The sequence below is a fragment of the Psychrobacter pacificensis genome, from assembly GCF_018336615.1.
GTDB lineage: Bacteria > Pseudomonadota > Gammaproteobacteria > Pseudomonadales > Moraxellaceae > Psychrobacter > Psychrobacter pacificensis.
The window spans coordinates 2,292,885-2,310,462 of the sequence record NZ_CP048752.1 but is presented as its reverse complement, the minus strand read 5'-3'; the positions used below and the strand labels follow the sequence as shown (position 1 = coordinate 2,310,462).

Annotated in this window: 12 protein-coding genes, 2 tRNA genes and 3 rRNA genes; 13 read left to right on the top strand and 4 right to left on the bottom strand. The window is 44.9% G+C overall.

All coding sequences use genetic code 11. From position 1 onward, the window contains the following. Positions 1–67 precede the first annotated feature (67 nt). Complete coding sequence (iscX, locus tag GYK50_RS09680) at positions 68–277, top strand: Fe-S cluster assembly protein IscX (protein ID WP_011279849.1); 210 nt, start codon at positions 68–70, stop codon at positions 275–277. A gap of 62 nt (positions 278–339) precedes the next feature. After that, positions 340–843 (top strand): GyrI-like domain-containing protein, encoded by a 504-nt coding sequence (locus GYK50_RS09675; RefSeq protein WP_186475001.1) that lies wholly within the window; start codon positions 340–342, stop codon positions 841–843. 383 nt (positions 844–1,226) lie between these two features. Here the strand turns inward: GYK50_RS09675 and GYK50_RS09670 are convergent, their stop codons facing one another. The 3 genes from GYK50_RS09670 to GYK50_RS09660 all read right to left on the bottom strand — a co-directional run bounded on the left by GYK50_RS09670 (position 1,227) and on the right by GYK50_RS09660 (position 5,722). Next, positions 1,227–3,413, bottom strand: a complete 2,187-nt coding sequence (locus tag GYK50_RS09670) for a TonB-dependent receptor family protein (RefSeq protein ID WP_071003240.1) — start codon at positions 3,411–3,413, stop codon at positions 1,227–1,229. Positions 3,414–3,690: 277 nt separating this feature from the next. Further along, complete coding sequence (dapE, locus tag GYK50_RS09665; RefSeq protein WP_212563812.1) at positions 3,691–4,905, bottom strand: succinyl-diaminopimelate desuccinylase; 1,215 nt, start codon at positions 4,903–4,905, stop codon at positions 3,691–3,693. A 61-nt stretch (positions 4,906–4,966) separates the two neighbouring features. Beyond that, a complete protein-coding gene (locus GYK50_RS09660) occupies positions 4,967–5,722 on the bottom strand; it encodes a 2OG-Fe(II) oxygenase (protein ID WP_212563811.1) in 756 nt (251 codons plus the stop codon). 141 nt (positions 5,723–5,863) lie between these two features. On the opposite strand from GYK50_RS09660, the gene GYK50_RS09655 reads away from it, so the two are divergent. From GYK50_RS09655 to GYK50_RS09605, 11 genes are all read left to right on the top strand, one after another. After that, complete coding sequence (locus GYK50_RS09655; protein WP_212563810.1) at positions 5,864–6,751, top strand: 23S rRNA (adenine(2030)-N(6))-methyltransferase RlmJ; 888 nt, start codon at positions 5,864–5,866, stop codon at positions 6,749–6,751. 148 nt (positions 6,752–6,899) lie between these two features. Then, positions 6,900–7,703 (top strand): CDP-diacylglycerol--serine O-phosphatidyltransferase, encoded by an 804-nt coding sequence (gene pssA, locus GYK50_RS09650; RefSeq protein WP_212564545.1) that lies wholly within the window; start codon positions 6,900–6,902, stop codon positions 7,701–7,703. Between the two features lie 1,009 nt (positions 7,704–8,712). Beyond that, positions 8,713–10,251 (top strand): 16S ribosomal RNA (locus GYK50_RS09645). Positions 10,252–10,324: 73 nt separating this feature from the next. Further along, a tRNA-Ile gene (locus GYK50_RS09640) sits at positions 10,325–10,401 on the top strand. A gap of 96 nt (positions 10,402–10,497) precedes the next feature. After that, positions 10,498–10,573, top strand: a tRNA-Ala gene (locus GYK50_RS09635). A gap of 340 nt (positions 10,574–10,913) precedes the next feature. Further along, positions 10,914–13,767: ribosomal RNA gene (locus GYK50_RS09630) — 23S ribosomal RNA — on the top strand. Between the two features lie 161 nt (positions 13,768–13,928). Continuing rightward, positions 13,929–14,042: ribosomal RNA gene (rrf, locus tag GYK50_RS09625) — 5S ribosomal RNA — on the top strand. The 16S, 23S and 5S rRNA genes sit together here with 2 tRNA genes alongside, the layout of an rRNA operon. A 273-nt stretch (positions 14,043–14,315) precedes the next feature. Further along, the gene (locus GYK50_RS09620) at positions 14,316–14,720 is read left to right on the top strand and encodes a hypothetical protein (protein ID WP_212563809.1); all 405 of its coding nucleotides are present in this window, start codon (positions 14,316–14,318) and stop codon (positions 14,718–14,720) included. A gap of 72 nt (positions 14,721–14,792) precedes the next feature. Next, complete coding sequence (locus GYK50_RS09615; protein ID WP_212563808.1) at positions 14,793–15,206, top strand: OsmC family protein; 414 nt, start codon at positions 14,793–14,795, stop codon at positions 15,204–15,206. Positions 15,207–15,210: 4 nt separating this feature from the next. After that, positions 15,211–15,672 carry a flavodoxin family protein gene (locus tag GYK50_RS09610; protein ID WP_071003252.1) on the top strand — a complete coding sequence of 154 codons (462 nt, stop codon included), beginning with the start codon at positions 15,211–15,213 and terminating at the stop codon, positions 15,670–15,672. A 67-nt stretch (positions 15,673–15,739) separates the two neighbouring features. Next, positions 15,740–16,399 (top strand): DUF938 domain-containing protein, encoded by a 660-nt coding sequence (locus GYK50_RS09605; RefSeq protein WP_212563807.1) that lies wholly within the window; start codon positions 15,740–15,742, stop codon positions 16,397–16,399. Between the two features lie 96 nt (positions 16,400–16,495). On the opposite strand, the gene GYK50_RS09600 is transcribed toward GYK50_RS09605, so the two are convergent. Further along, positions 16,496–17,287 (bottom strand): dienelactone hydrolase family protein, encoded by a 792-nt coding sequence (locus GYK50_RS09600; RefSeq protein ID WP_212563806.1) that lies wholly within the window; start codon positions 17,285–17,287, stop codon positions 16,496–16,498. Positions 17,288–17,578 lie beyond the last annotated feature (291 nt).

Below are 17,578 nucleotides of genomic sequence, written 5' to 3'. Positions count from 1 at the left end.
AGTCCATCAAATCGCCAATACTAAGGCGAGACTACTATTTCTAAAACGACTAAAAAAAGGTACCGTTATGACCCCACAAAAATTAAAATGGACAGACAGCTTAGATATCGCAATCGAGCTTTATGAAAAATTTCCAGAGACTGATCCGCAGTACATACGCTTTACCGATTTGCATCGCTGGGTGACGGAGCTTGAAGGCTTTGATGATGATCCGCAGCGCTCAAACGAAGGTATCTTAGAAGCCATTCAAATGAATTGGATCGATGAAGCCGACTAATCGACTCTATAACGTTGAGCAGTGTTATCAATAAAAATTCAATAAATCAAAAAGGCCGCATCATGACATCACAAACTAAAGAGCTGCCAGAAGCGATAGCGTGTCGCGGTATCAGTGTTCGCACCACCAATCACGCTGAGATTAGCCACGACACTGCCAAGCTTGGTAGATTGTGGCAGAAGTTTTACCAGAATTACGCAGGACAGTTGCCTGAAGGCGAAGATATTTACGGTATTTATCATAACTATGAGAGTGATGATTTAGCAGGCGCGTTTGATGTTGTCGCTAGCTGGAAAACAGCCAGTGAGAAGGATGAGCAATCAGGCAGTAAAATTGCGGCTAATATGAGCGATGTGGTCAGCGTCATAATCCCCGAAGGTAAGTATTTAGTATTCACCGAAGAGGGCAGAATGCCTAACACGGTCATGAATGCATGGGAGAAGGCTTGGGAGTACTTCCATGATCGTGATTGCGAGCATACTCGCACTTATAATGTCGATTTTGAGCATTATATTGGGGGTAATTTAGAATATGGGCAATTGGATCTTTATATTGGTATTGAGTGAGGCTATCATATCAACACTATAAGAAGTCTACTTTACTATAATAGACCTCTTGGATAAGTCATCGCTAGCCCTTGTAACTCCGTCAGTAAAAGTCAATGAACTGGTACTTTTGCAAGAGGTCTAATAATCTGCGCCGCGGCATCAATTGAGCTATCAGATGAGTGATTTTTAAGATGCTTAGGCGTGTAGCTTATGCGCGTATTGTTTAATAGGTAGCTACTCTACGATAGAAGCATTTATTCAGGTAAGTTGGATCAATGAGGCCGACGAAGCATTATTTATGCTTATTGATACAGTCATAAAAAATCCCCAGCTATATTTTTATTATAGCTGGGGATTTTTCCATTAGGAGTAATGTATCAAGGTTATCTATTCAATGCTAGTTAAAAAGCTTTAGTCACGCCAATGGTAAAGGTACGTGGTAGGTTTGGTCTAGCACCGTATGGCGTACGGCTCACAATAACTTGTTTGTCAGCGATGTTTTCAACCTTACCAAAGACCTTAGCATCATAACCGATAGGGTAGTGGGTAATAGCATCAAAAGTGAATAACGAGTCAGTCTCGCTACGCGGCTCATTAGTACGATTGCAGCCCACTGATTCACAAATGCCGCCAGCATATTTGGCAGTCAAGTAAGTATCCCAACCTGAATCCATCTCGATTCCGGCGCGTACACTGGCTTGATTTTTGGGCACTAGCGTTAAGCGATCGCCATCTAAAGTGTCTTTGTAGTCCTCGGCAAGCTCAGCTTGGGTGTAAGTATAAGTGGCATGCAGCGGAATACTGAATCCATCTCCATCAAAGCGAGTGCCAGCCATTAACTCAAGCCCTGCGATCACCGCAGAACCACTCTCTTTTTCGGTACCTGACGTTATGGCATCTGAGCCACTGCCGCAAGGCACGTTTTCTGTGCAGTTTCTGATTACAGAATCAAAGTCACTATAAAACCCAACGGCCTCAATATAATTGTTACCATCAATATAGCGCGTACCGATTTCATAGTTGATACTTTCTTCAGGATCCGTGTTGTCATCTTCGGACACTCCAGCACCTAATGGGCTGAAGCCTTTGTGGACCCCACCTATAAGCTGTACTTCATCATTGAGTTGATAGCTTGCGGATAAACCTGGCAAAAATATAGACTGAGTATTGCTCACGCGTGCTTGATTATCAGTATCAACACCGCGTGTCTCTTCAGTATCAATATACTCGTAACGCATGGCTAGGTTTAGAAGTAAGGGGTCAGTCACTTGCCACTTATCAGTTAGCCAAAGACTAGTTGCGTTGGCTCTTTCTTCGCGGTTATTACTGCCATTAGGGACTTTGGTGCTTTGATAAATTAAATTACCGTCTACCTGATTAAAAATATCGCTTGGCTGATAGCGCTCAACTTTGTCACGGTGATAGCGAGCACCTACATCAATATTGTGATCGCCATAGGCACTTAAAATGTCAGTATTGAAGTTCGTCTGAACACCGGTACTATAATAAGTGCGATCATTGGCTTTTAATTCGATACCTGCTAAATCCTCGGTACCATCTAGCTGCCCTTGGGTGATATTGCCTTCATAAAAATCATTGATTTTGTTATCATTGAGCTTATACCAGTTACGATGGGTTTTATTGTAATAAGCGGTAGTACGTAGCTCGCTATTATTATCCGTGATCCAGTTGTGCGTCAAGTTAAGTCCGGTATGTTCGTCTTGTATGTTATCAAGCGCAGACATCGGGTAGCGTCTGTTAGGATTTTTATTGAAGTCAGCATCTGTTAAACCTAAGTAAGTCTCATCACTAGATCTATCAGAATACTGTGCTTTGGCAAACAAACTATGCGCAGGATTGATCTGATAACGACCCTTTAGGACATAATCTTGATTGTCATAGTCGCCAATGTCTTTACCATCAATTTCTTTAAAGCCTTTGCCTCGTTGTTGCACAGTTTCAATTGAGCCTGCAAAGTCGCCTTCGCGTCCACCAGCATAAGCATGAACATCCACACCGCCACGGTCGTTGATTGAGGTCATCGCTTGACCGCCATTAGTGGCAGGAATAGGGGTTGATAAATAGTTAATAACGCCACCAGTCGTTTGCGGCCCATAACGTAGCAGCGGCGCGCCTTTTAGAATCTCAACACCTGACATACGCAGCGCTGTCGGATGATAGTAGGCGGCAGGGGCAGCATAAGGAGCGGGTGCGATAGGAATACCGTCCTCCATTAAATGCACTTTACTACTACGTCCACCGATACCAGCACGAATACTGATGTTAGGACGTAAGCCCAACCCATCTTCTTCAGAGACGTAAACCCCTGGCACGGTCTTTAAAACTTGGTTAATATCTGTAATGTACTCATTTTCTAACTGTTCGTTATCGACGTAATAACCAGAACCCGTCATCAAGGGCACATTGTCTTTACTACCGATAACAGTAATTTCGTCTAAGGTTACCGAGACTGCTGATTCTTCGAGATTACCTTGCTGGGTATCAACGCTTTGCGCATAAACTGCCTGCATGGACAAGGCTAAAGTGGACAATAAAAATATAGTAACAGACTTATAAGGATGAGACATCGCACGGGCTCCAAAACGAAAACATAAAAATTAATGCTGCATTTTTGTAAAAACGAATATTAACAATAATGATTATCGTTTGCAAGCAGTAAGCAACATTTATATATCCTATTTTTAATGGATCTACCCAAATTTTAGTGGTTATCATCTTAAGTGACTGTTAATACAGGTTATTTATTAGGCTACAATAATACTTAAAACAAATAAAGGCAGCGCTAAACATTTAAGCGCTGCCTTTATTGTTGCTGTTTTATTAACGTCATTGATACGGTAGAGCCTAATCAAGCAACAAATTCTTCAAAATTCCCTCATAAATCTGCGCTAACCTGCCCAAATCATCAACTTCAACCTTTTCATCGACCTGGTGAATGGTGGCGTTACGTACGCCTAATTCAACAACCTGCGCACCAGTCGGGGCAATAAAGCGTCCATCGGACGTACCGCCAGAGGTTGATAAGGTGGTGTCGACATCGGTGACTTTTTTGATGGCGTTTTGGCATGCCGAGACCAGTTTCCCTTCAGGGGTCAAAAACGGCTGACCAGATAACTTCCAATTGATGTCGTAACTGGCTTTATTCTCTGAAACTTGGCTATTAGCAAAGTGCTTATCAAAGATAGCGTGGGTTTTTGCCTTTAGCTCATCTTCAGTCGTCTCTGTCGAAAAGCGAAAGTTAAAGACAACGTTTAGCGTTTCAGGAATGACGTTGGTTGCACCTGTGCCGCCATTGATATTTGATATTTGCAAGGAAGTGGCAGGGAAGTAATCATTACCAGTATCCCATGCGGTAGATGTCAATTCAGCAAGGGCAGACATCGCTGCATGAATAGGATTACAGGCCAAATGTGGATAGGCAACATGACCTTGCTTACCTGTGACCGTCAGCTCTGCGCCTAGCGAGCCACGACGACCGTTTTTGATAATATCGCCTAACGTATCCGTGCTCGATGGTTCACCCACAAGACAATAAGTAATTTTTTCTTGACGAGCCTCTAAGGTTTCGATGACTTTGACCGTACCGTTGATTGATGGACCTTCTTCATCTGAAGTGAGCAAAAAAGCAATCGAACCATTGTGCTCAGGATGATTGGCAACGAAGCGTTCGGCGGCGATAGTAAAGGCAGCAATGCCTGTCTTCATATCGGCGGCACCGCGCGCCCATAGATAGCCATCAGCAATGGTTGGCGTAAATGGTGGATACGTCCAGTTTTTTTCATCACCCGTTGGTACCACGTCTGTATGACCGGCAAAGCAAATTACGGGATCCGTCGTGCCACGGCGTGCCCACAAGTTTTTAACTTCAGCATGTTCACCCTTTGCTTGTCTGTCACCATAGTACATAAACTCGCAGTCAAAGCCTGCTTGCTCCAAACGCTCTGACAATATGTCTTGGCAACCATCATCGTCTGGTGTCACTGAAGGACGTTCTAACAAGGCAATACTTAAGTCTAAGGTTGCTTGTTGGTGGGTGGGCTGTTGGTGAGAGTCTGACATGGGTTAGCCTTTTGTATAATAATGAAAATGTTAAATATAAATAGATAATGAGTAATAGGTGCTAAGCGTCTACTTCGACAAAGGGTACAAGACCGTCACGGCGCATCCACGTAGCAATAGAGTAACGCTGACGATGCGCGATTTGTACTTGATGCTGCAAATCACTGTCGAAAATGATCAATCTGTTGGCAACTGGCATCACTTCATGGTGCGTGCCATGCTTATCAACGACTTCTAGCGCGCCGCCGTCAGTCGCTTCCCAATCATCATTAAGATAAAACACCGCTGAGATCACCCGTTCATCGCGCCCAGCAGGATTGTCGCTGTGCCATTGATAGCCAAAGCCAATCGGATAACACGCATAATGCGCTTCGCTATGACGAATACCAGCGAATAAGCTACGATTAAACAGAGCGGCGAGGGCGTTAATGCTTTGTAGATAATAGTAGCCTGCAAAAAAGTTCTCGGTGATCCAGCGTATCCTATCACCGCGAATATCACTGATACGAATGCCAGCGGTTAGCGCCGCATCACGATAGTCAATAAAACCGCTTTCTGCTTGTAGCGCAAGTAATGCGGTCTTATTAAATACATTATCAATAGTGAGCCAGCCATCAGTGACAAATGTATCAAGCTGCTCATCCGTCAGTCTATTTTCCCAGTTGACTGCAAAATCAGACAGTTGCAGCATCTTCTGGGTAGGCGCGTTAGGGTCGTCGTTATGACTGTCTGGAGATAGTAACGGAGGATTGTCCTGTCCTATCGGATGATCAACGACCAACGCTGTCTTGTTCAGGTTGCTAATAATCTGCGTCATTTCATCTCATTCTTATCAATCAATGGTCAATATACCGCCATTCAATGCGTTTTTATCGAAAGCGCTTACTAAAACCACATTATCTTTTACTCCGCCTATGCTACCATAGATGCAATTTTTCTTATTTAAACTTTTGAGATTATGAACTATAAACACGCCTACCACGCTGGTAACTTTGCTGATGTGGTTAAACACATTTTATTGGTACAACTGCTCAATCAATTGGGGCAGAAAAACAAACCGTTTTATGTGCTTGACGCTTATGGCGGCCGCGGACTGTATTCACTAAGCAGTGAAGAAGCGCGCAAGACAGGGGAGGCCAAAGGCGGTATTCAGGCTTTTTTGAAAGCAGATACCGAAAAAGCACCAGCCGCTGTCAAAGATTACATGAAAGGTATTAAACAAGCCAAATTCACTTACGACAATAAAGTCTACCCGGGTTCGCCGTGGTGGATTGCTCATCATGTCGAAAAAACCGCCGATAAAAAACCTGATGCTGGCGTGCGCGCCGAAGCTTTTGAAGCCAAAGCGACTGAGTATGATGCACTGAACTATCAGCTATATAAGCTGCCAATTGGTATCCAGCATCGTGATGCTTTTGAAGGTATCACCGCTGTTATTCCCCCAAAAGAAAAGCGCGGTTTAATTTTCCTTGATCCTCCCTTTGAGCAAGAGCATAAAGACTTTACGCGCCTGATCGATTTATTAGTCTCGGCTTATAACAAATGGCCACAAGGTACTTATGCGCTGTGGTTCCCAATCAAAAATATCGAAGCGGTTGAGTTGTTTTATAAGAAGCTCAAGCGTACCGAGATTCGTCGTCAGCTGGTTTGTGAGCTGAATATTTATCCTAATGATGTGGCCGTCGGTCTGAACGGTACAGGTCTACTGGTTATCAATCCGCCATGGCAGTTTGATAACCATGCTCGCGAGATATTACGTTTCTTGCAGCCAGTACTAAAAGTAGAAGATGCGCCAGACTTAACACCTGACAGTGCGACCAATGTACGCTGGCTGGTTGGTGAATAGTGACGTCAGTAGATGATGTCAGTGAACAGCAATATTGGCCAATAAGGATATCAAGATGACGAATATGCAGCCACCTGAAGGCGAACCAAATAACATGTCACCAAAAGAGGGAGCGTTGCAGGATAATGCAGCGACCCAGCCTCCATACATGGATGAGCATGAGTTTAATATTCGTCTAGCGGACAATGACAATTATGATGGTTTGACCTTTGAGGTCGTCGAGGCGGAAGTCGCGGAAGGTAAGCGTGTGGTCAGTCGCGGTGTCTATTTAGCGCCTAATTTGATTACCACTTTGTCACTGCTATCAGGATTTTATTCAATTTTGGCAAGTACGCAAGGCGAGTTTTACAAGGCGGCTTTGGCTATCTTTTTATCAGGTATTCTAGATGGTGCCGACGGTCGCGTTGCCCGTATGCTGAATGCCCAAAGCCCGTTTGGTGAGCAATATGATTCATTAGCAGATATGCTCGCGTTTGGCGTTGCGCCTGCTATGTTGGTTTATAGCTTTGCCCTAGAGCCGCTGGGTCGTATTGGGATTGGCTGTGCCTTTGTCTTTACTGCCTGTGCTGCCTTTCGTCTTGCACGTTTCAATGTGCAGGTGGGCATTGTCGATAAAAAATACTTCGTTGGTTTGGCCAGTCCGCTTGCCGCCATTCTAGTAACCTCTGCTGTTATGGTGGCAGTTGATCATAACGAATGGATTGGTCAGTACGATACGGCGATCATGTTTTTGTTCGCAGCGTGGGTGGTCATTTGTGGTCTGCTTATGGTCAGTAATGTTAAGTACTACAGCTTTAAAGAGTTTGATAAAAAGAAAGTACCCTTTGTGGTGCTTATCATTGGCGTACTGGTCATGAGTATTGTGCTTTATGATATACCTGTTGGTATCTTGGCGATCGGTATCATTTATGCGTTATCTGGTATTGTGACTACGATCAAAGCAAAGATGTAAGTGTAAATATGAACGTTACTGAGATAAAAAAAGGGACTTGCCAATAGGTGAGTCCCTTTTTTTATACGTTATTTACTATAAAAACATGGTGTTATAGTCAATCCACTAAAAAAGCGTTACAGCGTTAACCTCGCTTGAAGTATGACGTATACATCTGCACTCGGTCGCCTTGTACCACTCTTAAATTGGATCAACTATATTGAAGAATATCCTACTATCAGATACGTTTTATCCTTGCATAATAGCCATTCATTATGTTTCTGAACGAAATGTACATCCAAACGAAGGGGGTGTCTTAGATAACTAGTGCAAACCCTATTTTGCGTAACCATTGTCAAATAAGTAAAATCATTGAAGTGCATAAACCATTGGAATATCTCTACAATTTGATGTTTGCCAAGGCAGTGAGCAAGACCCTCGAAATAATCCTTGACCCAGCCTCAAACCCGCGTATAATGCGTCCCAGTCGAAAGGGAAGTGATTTACTGATTTGAACGATGCAAATTGTTTGAATTAAATAGAAAATACTTCTTGACTAAATAAATAAAGGGTCTATAATACGCCCTCATCAGACGAGCTGGCAGTGAAAGATGTGTAGATTACACATTAATAACCCAGTTAACCTGGCGAAACAAATTACAAAAAGTCTTGACAATTCAAATCATTATGATAAGATAGTCGGCTCGCTAGATAGCTTAACCGGAGACGGAAAAGGCGAATAGCGTTAGTAATACCCTATATATCGATGACTGGACGACAGTGATTGAGACTATTTAAAAGCATAACTAAAGAACAACTTGTGTGGATTTTTGCTGATTCAGAATGCTAAAAAATAAAGTTGATCGACTATCTTTACGGTAGAAGACCAACTATAAAAATTATCATTTAAGACAGCAGAAAAACTCAAAGTTAATTCATTACGAACATAATTACGAGCGATTTTGCCAGATTAGATGAGCCAAGATTAGAAGTCGTCTTCCTATTTATAGGTAAAGGCTTCAGATAGATTAAACTGAAGAGTTTGATCATGGCTCAGATTGAACGCTGGCGGCAGGCTTAACACATGCAAGTCGAGCGGAAACGATGATAGCTTGCTATCAGGCGTCGAGCGGCGGACGGGTGAGTAATACTTAGGAATCTACCTAGTAGTGGGGGATAGCTCGGGGAAACTCGAATTAATACCGCATACGTCCTACGGGAGAAAGCAGGGGATCATTAGACCTTGCGCTATTAGATGAGCCTAAGTCGGATTAGCTAGATGGTGGGGTAAAGGCCTACCATGGCGACGATCTGTAGCTGGTCTGAGAGGATGATCAGCCACACCGGGACTGAGACACGGCCCGGACTCCTACGGGAGGCAGCAGTGGGGAATATTGGACAATGGGGGGAACCCTGATCCAGCCATGCCGCGTGTGTGAAGAAGGCCTTTTGGTTGTAAAGCACTTTAAGCAGTGAAGAAGACTCTTCGGTTAATACCCGGGGACGATGACATTAGCTGCAGAATAAGCACCGGCTAACTCTGTGCCAGCAGCCGCGGTAATACAGAGGGTGCAAGCGTTAATCGGAATTACTGGGCGTAAAGCGAGCGTAGGTGGCTTGATAAGTCAGATGTGAAATCCCCGGGCTTAACCTGGGAACTGCATCTGAAACTGTTAGGCTAGAGTAGGTGAGAGGGAAGTAGAATTTCAGGTGTAGCGGTGAAATGCGTAGAGATCTGAAGGAATACCGATGGCGAAGGCAGCTTCCTGGCATCATACTGACACTGAGGCTCGAAAGCGTGGGTAGCAAACAGGATTAGATACCCTGGTAGTCCACGCCGTAAACGATGTCTACTAGTCGTTGGGTCCCTTGAGGACTTAGTGACGCAGCTAACGCAATAAGTAGACCGCCTGGGGAGTACGGCCGCAAGGTTAAAACTCAAATGAATTGACGGGGGCCCGCACAAGCGGTGGAGCATGTGGTTTAATTCGATGCAACGCGAAGAACCTTACCTGGTCTTGACATACACAGAATCTTGTAGAGATACGAGAGTGCCTTCGGGAATTGTGATACAGGTGCTGCATGGCTGTCGTCAGCTCGTGTCGTGAGATGTTGGGTTAAGTCCCGCAACGAGCGCAACCCTTGTCCTTAGTTACCAGCACTTCGGGTGGGAACTCTAAGGATACTGCCAGTGACAAACTGGAGGAAGGCGGGGACGACGTCAAGTCATCATGGCCCTTACGACCAGGGCTACACACGTGCTACAATGGTAGGTACAGAGGGCAGCTACACAGCGATGTGATGCGAATCTCAAAAAGCCTATCGTAGTCCAGATTGGAGTCTGCAACTCGACTCCATGAAGTAGGAATCGCTAGTAATCGCGGATCAGAATGCCGCGGTGAATACGTTCCCGGGCCTTGTACACACCGCCCGTCACACCATGGGAGTTGATTGCACCAGAAGTGGTTAGCCTAACTTAGTGAGGGCGATCACCACGGTGTGGTTGATGACTGGGGTGAAGTCGTAACAAGGTAGCCGTAGGGGAACCTGCGGCTGGATCACCTCCTTATAGACAGCATTCGCTCAGCAAGAATTCACAACAAGTTGTTCTTTAGTTTAAGCTTACGTTTTAGGACGTATTAGGGTCTGTAGCTCAGCTGGTTAGAGCACCGTGTTGATAACGCGGGGGTCAGTGGTTCGAGTCCACTTAGACCCACCATTATTAATGTAGGTGAAAGAGCCCTAAGTAAATCCGCTTTAAGGGATTTCCTCTTGTGCTCGGATCGAAGCAGTGCTTCGATTGTATCCTCGCTCAGGGGCCATAGCTCAGTTGGTAGAGCGCCTGCCTTGCACGCAGGAGGTCAACGGTTCGACTCCGTTTGGCTCCACCACTACATACAGCTAAGCTTAGCGTGCTAAATAAAATAGGTATCAAATAGAAACAAGTGATTTGCACACGATTACTTCTTTCTGTTTTATACAGAAAACTATGACTCGACGAGAGCATAGGAACTATTTAAAAACATAGATATGAGTCTGGGTTAGGATGAGCGTATTCACGCGCCCATCTTAACCTTAATAACTCACCTCTTAACGACATTGTTTGTTATCCCAGGGGTGAGTTATTAAAAAAGTAAAGAGAACTGAATCAAGCGTATAAACATAGGTGATATCGTTATCATAATTAGATTGTATGACACATAGAAGTCGAAAGACTACTTGGGGTTGTATGGTCAAGTAATGAAGCGCACATGGTGGATGCCTTGGCAGTCAGAGGCGATGAAAGACGTGACAGCCTGCGATAAGCTTCGGGGAGGCGGCAATATCCTGTGATCCGGAGATTTCTGAATGGGGAAACCCACTTACCATAAGGTAGGTATCCTAATTTATTAGGAAGCGAACGAGGGGAAGTGAAACATCTCAGTACCCTTAGGAATAGACATCAATTGAGATTCCCCTAGTAGCGGCGAGCGAACGGGGAGAAGCCGATTAGTACTAATGTAGAAGAACAGCGTGGGAAAGCTGACCATAGTAGGTGATAGTCCTGTATTCGAAACATTAGCATTAACATATTAAGTAGAGCGGGGCACGAGAAATCCTGTTTGAAGATGGGGGGACCATCCTCCAAGGCTAAATACTCCTGACTGACCGATAGTGAACCAGTACCGTGAGGGAAAGGCGAAAAGAACCCCTGTGAGGGGAGTGAAATAGAACCTGAAACCGTGTGCGTACAAGCAGTGGGAGCCCACTTGTTGGGTGACCGCGTACCTTTTGTATAATGGGTCAGCGACTTATATTCTGTAGCAAGGTTAACCGTTTAGGGGAGCCGTAGGGAAACCGAGTCTTAATAGGGCGACTAGTTGCAGGGTATAGACCCGAAACCGAGTGATCTATCCATGAGCAGGTTGAAAGTGCCGTAACAGGCACCGGAGGACCGAACCCACTGTCGTTGAAAAGCCAGGGGATGACTTGTGGATAGGGGTGAAAGGCTAATCAAACTCGGTGATAGCTGGTTCTCCCCGAAAGCTATTTAGGTAGCGCCTCGGACGAACACCATTGGGGGTAGAGCACTGTTTCGGCTAGGGGGTCATACCGACTTACCAAACCGATGCAAACTCCGAATACCGATGAGTGATATCCGGAGACACACGGTGGGTGCTAACGTCCATCGTGGAGAGGGAAACAACCCAGACCGCCAGCTAAGGCCCCAAATTCCTAGTTAAGTGGGAAACGAGGTGGGAAGGCATAGACAGCTAGGAGGTTGGCTTAGAAGCAGCCATCCTTTAAAGAAAGCGTAATAGCTCACTAGTCGAGTCGGCCCGCGCGGAAGATGTAACGGGGCTCAAACTAGGAGCCAGAAGCTGCGGATTTGAATTTGTTTTCAAGTGGTAGGGGAGCGTTGTGTAAGCCTGTGAAGGTGTGTTGTAAAGCATGCTGGAGGTATCACAAGAGCGAATGCTGACGTGAGTAACGATAATGGGTGTGAAAAGCATCCACGCCGGAAGATCAAGGGTTCCAGTCCAACGTTAATCGGGGCTGGGTGAGTCGACCCCTAAGGCGAGGCCGAAAGGCGTAGTCGATGGGAAATCGGTTAATATTCCGATACTTGTTTATAATGCGATGGAGGGACGGAGAAGGTTATGTCAGCCTGGCGTTGGTTGTCCAGGTGAAAGGATGTAGGTTTATAGCTTAGGTAAATCCGGGCTATTCTATACCGAGATCTGATAGCAAGCTGTACATGTACAGCGAAGTGGCAAATACCATGCTTCCGGAAAAGCTTCTAAGCAATAGTTATAAACGAATCGTACCCTAAACCGACACAGGTGATCAGGTAGAGAATACCAAGGCGCTTGAGAGAACTCTGCTGAAGGAACTAGGCAAAATGGTACCGTAACTTCGGGAGAAGGTACGCTGTTGGTGGTGATAGGACTTGCTCCTTGAGCTGCTGGCAGTCGCAGATACCAGGCTGCTGCAACTGTTTATTAAAAACACAGCACTCTGCAAACACGAAAGTGGACGTATAGGGTGTGATGTCTGCCCGTGCTGGAAGGTTAATTGATGGGCTTAGCGTAAGCGAAGGTCTTGATCGAAGCCCCAGTAAACGGCGGCCGTAACTATAACGGTCCTAAGGTAGCGAAATTCCTTGTCGGGTAAGTTCCGACCTGCACGAATGACATAATGATGGCAGCGCTGTCTCCAGCAGAGACTCAGTGAAATCGAAATCGCAGTGAAGATGCTGTGTACCCGCGGCTAGACGGAAAGACCCCGTGAACCTTTACTACAGCTTTACATTGAACTTTGACCTGACTTGTGCAGGATAGGTGGGAGGCTTTGAAACCGAGACGCCAGTCTTGGTGGAGCCATCCTTGAAATACCACCACGGTCATGTTGGGGTTCTAACTCAGGTATCACAATACCGAGGACAATGTATGGTGGGTAGTTTGACTGGGGCGGTCTCCTCCTAAAGAGTAACGGAGGAGTACGAAGGTGCGCTCAGACCGGTCGGAAATCGGTCGAAGAGTATAAAGGCAAAAGCGCGCTTAACTGCGAGACCCACAAGTCGAGCAGGTACGAAAGTAGGTCTTAGTGATCCGGTGGTTCTGTATGGAAGGGCCATCGCTCAACGGATAAAAGGTACTCTGGGGATAACAGGCTGATACCGCCCAAGAGTTCATATCGACGGCGGTGTTTGGCACCTCGATGTCGGCTCATCTCATCCTAGGGCTGAAGCAGGTCCTAAGGGTATGGCTGTTCGCCATTTAAAGAGGTACGCGAGCTGGGTTTAGAACGTCGTGAGACAGTTCGGTCCCTATCTACCGTGGGCGTTGGAAATTTGAGAGGATCTGCTCCTAGTACGAGAGGACCAGAGTGGACGAACCACTGGTGTTCGGGTTGTCATGCCAATGGCATTGCCCGGTAGCTACGTTCGGATGGGATAACCGCTGAAAGCATCTAAGCGGGAAGCCCACCTCAAGATTAGATTTCCCTAAAGAGCCGTTCAAGACTAGGACGTTGATAGGCAGGGTGTGGAAGCACAGTGATGTGTGTAGCTAACCTGTACTAATTGCTCGTTTGGCTTGACCATACAACACCCAAGTGGTTTGTATCAAGTCTAATTAATCTATCTTGTATAGCTCAGGCTATAGAAACAGACAGAATATTTCGATATCACCGTTAACCTTGATTCAGTTAGGGTAAGGGTACTTATCAAAAGTCACACAAACAGACTCATATCTAACCCCCTTTGCTGACGACAATAGCGCGATGGCACCACCTGATCCCTTCCCGAACTCAGAAGTGAAACATCGTTGCGCCAATGGTAGTGTGGTTCGCCCATGTGAGAGTAGGTCATCGTCAGCTCCTTATTCCTAAAAAGCCCCTTGATACTAACGTATCAAGGGGCTTTTTTTATCTTAAACTTATCTGACTTCCCTAGAAAATCTCTTTATTTAAATGGTTTTATCTTTCGCTCGCATCAAAGCAGTTCTTCAACTCTTTCCTTGCCCAAATCATCACTAGCCTCTTATACCTAAAAGCCCCCGCTCACTTGATAGAGTGCTTTTTTATTGGCTTATTTATTGATAATAATTTATAACTATAGATGGTCAACTGAAAGTTTATTGAGATAATCTAATGATATTAGAAGAAACGGATAAATTGTATTTATATGACAGCTATGGAGATGCATATCTCATCGATAAAGAAAGCAGGGATATCTTGTTTACTGATAGTTTTTACGGTGGTCCATCTTGTGCTTTAATTGATCCAAATAACAAATATGCAATCGTAGCTGGTAAGCATTTAACTCTTTGGGACTGTTATGAGGGAAATAATAAGCTCACAAAATTTGAAACAGAACAGTTTTGCTGGATAGAAAGACGAAGGTTAATCAATGAAGATACTATTCAAATATTATTAGATCCATGGTTCCAATACAGTGCTATATGGGAATTAACAGTTTCTAATAAGTCCTTATTTAAAATTTCAGATTTTATCAAGTATAAAAACCTACCTTATACTGATAATATAGTTTGGTGATTCATTATAAAACCACTATTTGAACCTTATAGTGGATTGTATATTTCTGAATTTTAGCTTAGGAAAGAACCTATGACTACATCAACCGTCCAATACCAAGGCGACTTGCGCACCACCGCCATTCATTTGCAATCAAATAATGAAATCATCACCGATGCACCGACTGATAATCAAGGCAAGGGCGAGGCGTTTTCACCGACTGATTTGCTAGCCACCAGTTTGGCCAGTTGTATGTTGACCATTATTGGTATCAAAGCCCGTGACATGGAGATTGACCTCGCAGGCACCACAGCTGAAGTGACCAAAGTCATGGCCGCTGATCCAAGACGCGTGAGCGAGATCCATATCATCGTGACCTTTAATAAGGAGCTTGATGATAGAACGCAAACGATCTTTTATAACACCGCATTGACTTGTCCAGTCGCCAACAGCCTCCACCCTGATATCACGCAGAACTTAACGTTCCGTATTGCTCGTGGCCTTTAATGCTATGGCAAAAACGTTATTGATTGTCGCTCATGCGCCGTCACCCAATACTGAGAAGTTGGCGCAAGCGGCGTATGGTGGTGCCAATCATCCTGATCTAGATATCAATGTCATTTTGAAGTCGCCGCAGGACACGCAGCCTGAAGATGTGTTGGCTGCTGATGCTTTGCTATTAGGCACGACTGAAAATCTGGCATATATGGCAGGACTGACCAAAGACTTCTTTGATCGCTGTTATTATCCTGTGCTAGAAGAGAAGCAAGGCATGCCATTTGCACTATATATACGTGCAGGGCATGATGGTACGGGTACCAAGCTTGCAATAAAGACGATCACAACGGGGCTGCGTTGGTCGTGGATTCAAGAGGCACTGATACTACAAGGTGAGTGGCAAGACAGCTTTGCTGACCAAGTAAAAGAGCTTGCCATGACGTTAGCCGCTGGCGTTGAAGCGGGTATTTACTAGTAGCATATTTTGCCAATAATTCGCGAAAGATACTGCAAAGGTAACGGGCAGTCTGAGGAGAGTATCCATGCAAAACGATCATCTAAACAGCCAAGTGGATATCGACGCGTTGCCATTCTCTCAAGCGTGCGAGAACAATAAGCAGCCTATCCTAGAAGTATTGCAAAACGAGCTACAAGGCTTTAAGCACGTGCTAGAGATTGGCTCTGGAACGGGTCAGCATAGTGTTTACTTTGCTCCTCGTTTACCTAAGATACAGTGGCAAACCAGCGATGTCACGAGCAACCACCGTCATATAGCGGCTTGGTATCATGCTTATCCTGCGCCCAATCTATCTCTACCATTAGCGTTTGATTTGGCTTACGATTCTGTACCTATTAATAGTCAGTCAGTAAATAGCAATATAGCCAAGCCCTATGATGCGATATTTACGGCAAATACGCTACATATCATTAGCTGGGCTTTAGTTGAGCGGCTATTTTTACTGGCTGGTGATGCGTTACCTGTGGATGGTAAGCTGATTGTCTATGGCCCATTTAACGAACATGGTAACTATACCAGTGCAGGCAACCAGCGATTTGATGCGATGTTAAGGCAAGGTAATTCTGACAGTGGTATCCGTCATAAAGAAGACATTGTAAATTTAGCAAATATGCATCATCTAACGCTTAGCAGAACGTACGCGATGCCTGCCAATAATCAGCTGTTGGTCTTTCAGAAGTATTAAATGATTAGAACGTCAAAAAAAGACACCTCACCGATGATTCGTTGAGGTTTTTTTTTGCATTGCTTATATGGTGACTGATATTTTTATACGATTAGATTATTTATACTCATCTGCTAAGAAGTCTAAATAACGTTTCCAAGAGCGCTCATCGGCGCGTGCATCATATCTGTCACTGCCAAATACGCTAAAGGCATGGGGTGCGCCGCTATAGGTAATCATCTCGTGCGGTACGTTGGAGGCTTCCAAGGTCTTGCCTAGCGTTGCAAAGCTCTCTAGAGAGACAGACTGGTCAGCTGAGCCGTGGAATACCAATATCTCGCCAGTGGTCTTGTCATAACTTTGACCGGTCGGAGTATCAAAGGCTCCATGGAAGGGGACAAAGGCTTTTTGCGGGAAGCCTGAACGGGCTAACTCTAATGCAACCGTACCACCGAAACAGTATCCCATGGTCGTGCCGTTGCGCACATCATTACCCTCCAGTCGTCCAGCATTTAACGCACCTTGTAGTATGCGGCGCATTTTGTTGCGATCGTCATACAATTCGCCTGTTAAACGCTTATTTTCTTCGACAGAGGTCGGACGAATGCCTTGCCCAAACATGTCTGCTGCCAGTACGTTGTAACCTTCATTCGCTAGCATATCAGCGCGTTTGCGCTCATAGTCGGTTAGACCATCCCAGTCATGAATCAACAAGATAAAAGGAGCGTAGGGCTTATCGGCTTTGGCGTAATAGCCCTCGTACGCTTGGTTATCCACTGTATAAGTGACGTTCTTGGTCGTGATAGCGGCAGCGGTTTGGCTGATGGTCAATGCCAGGAGTCCCATTGATGCACCCGCCAATAATGAGCAGTAAGGTTTTTTGGACGAGAAATTTGAAGTTGGTAACATAGTCGATAGCCTTATAGTGATATAAAAAAGAGATAAATATATGGCTAAAAACCATGCCAATGTTATTTATCGATGATCTCTAGTACGCCATAAAGCATACCTTAAAGAATAACTAAATTACAAGATTGGATTGTTAACGTTTAGGCTGGCTCAAAAGCCGTCAAGCGGTTGAGTGACTGCGCACGTAAACTTTAACCAAACATCAACAACTTTCACTATATACGCAACTATAAGCGACTTAGTTTTTGGGTAAGATAAACCGTATGCCTTTTATTCCTTTATCTTTTTTAA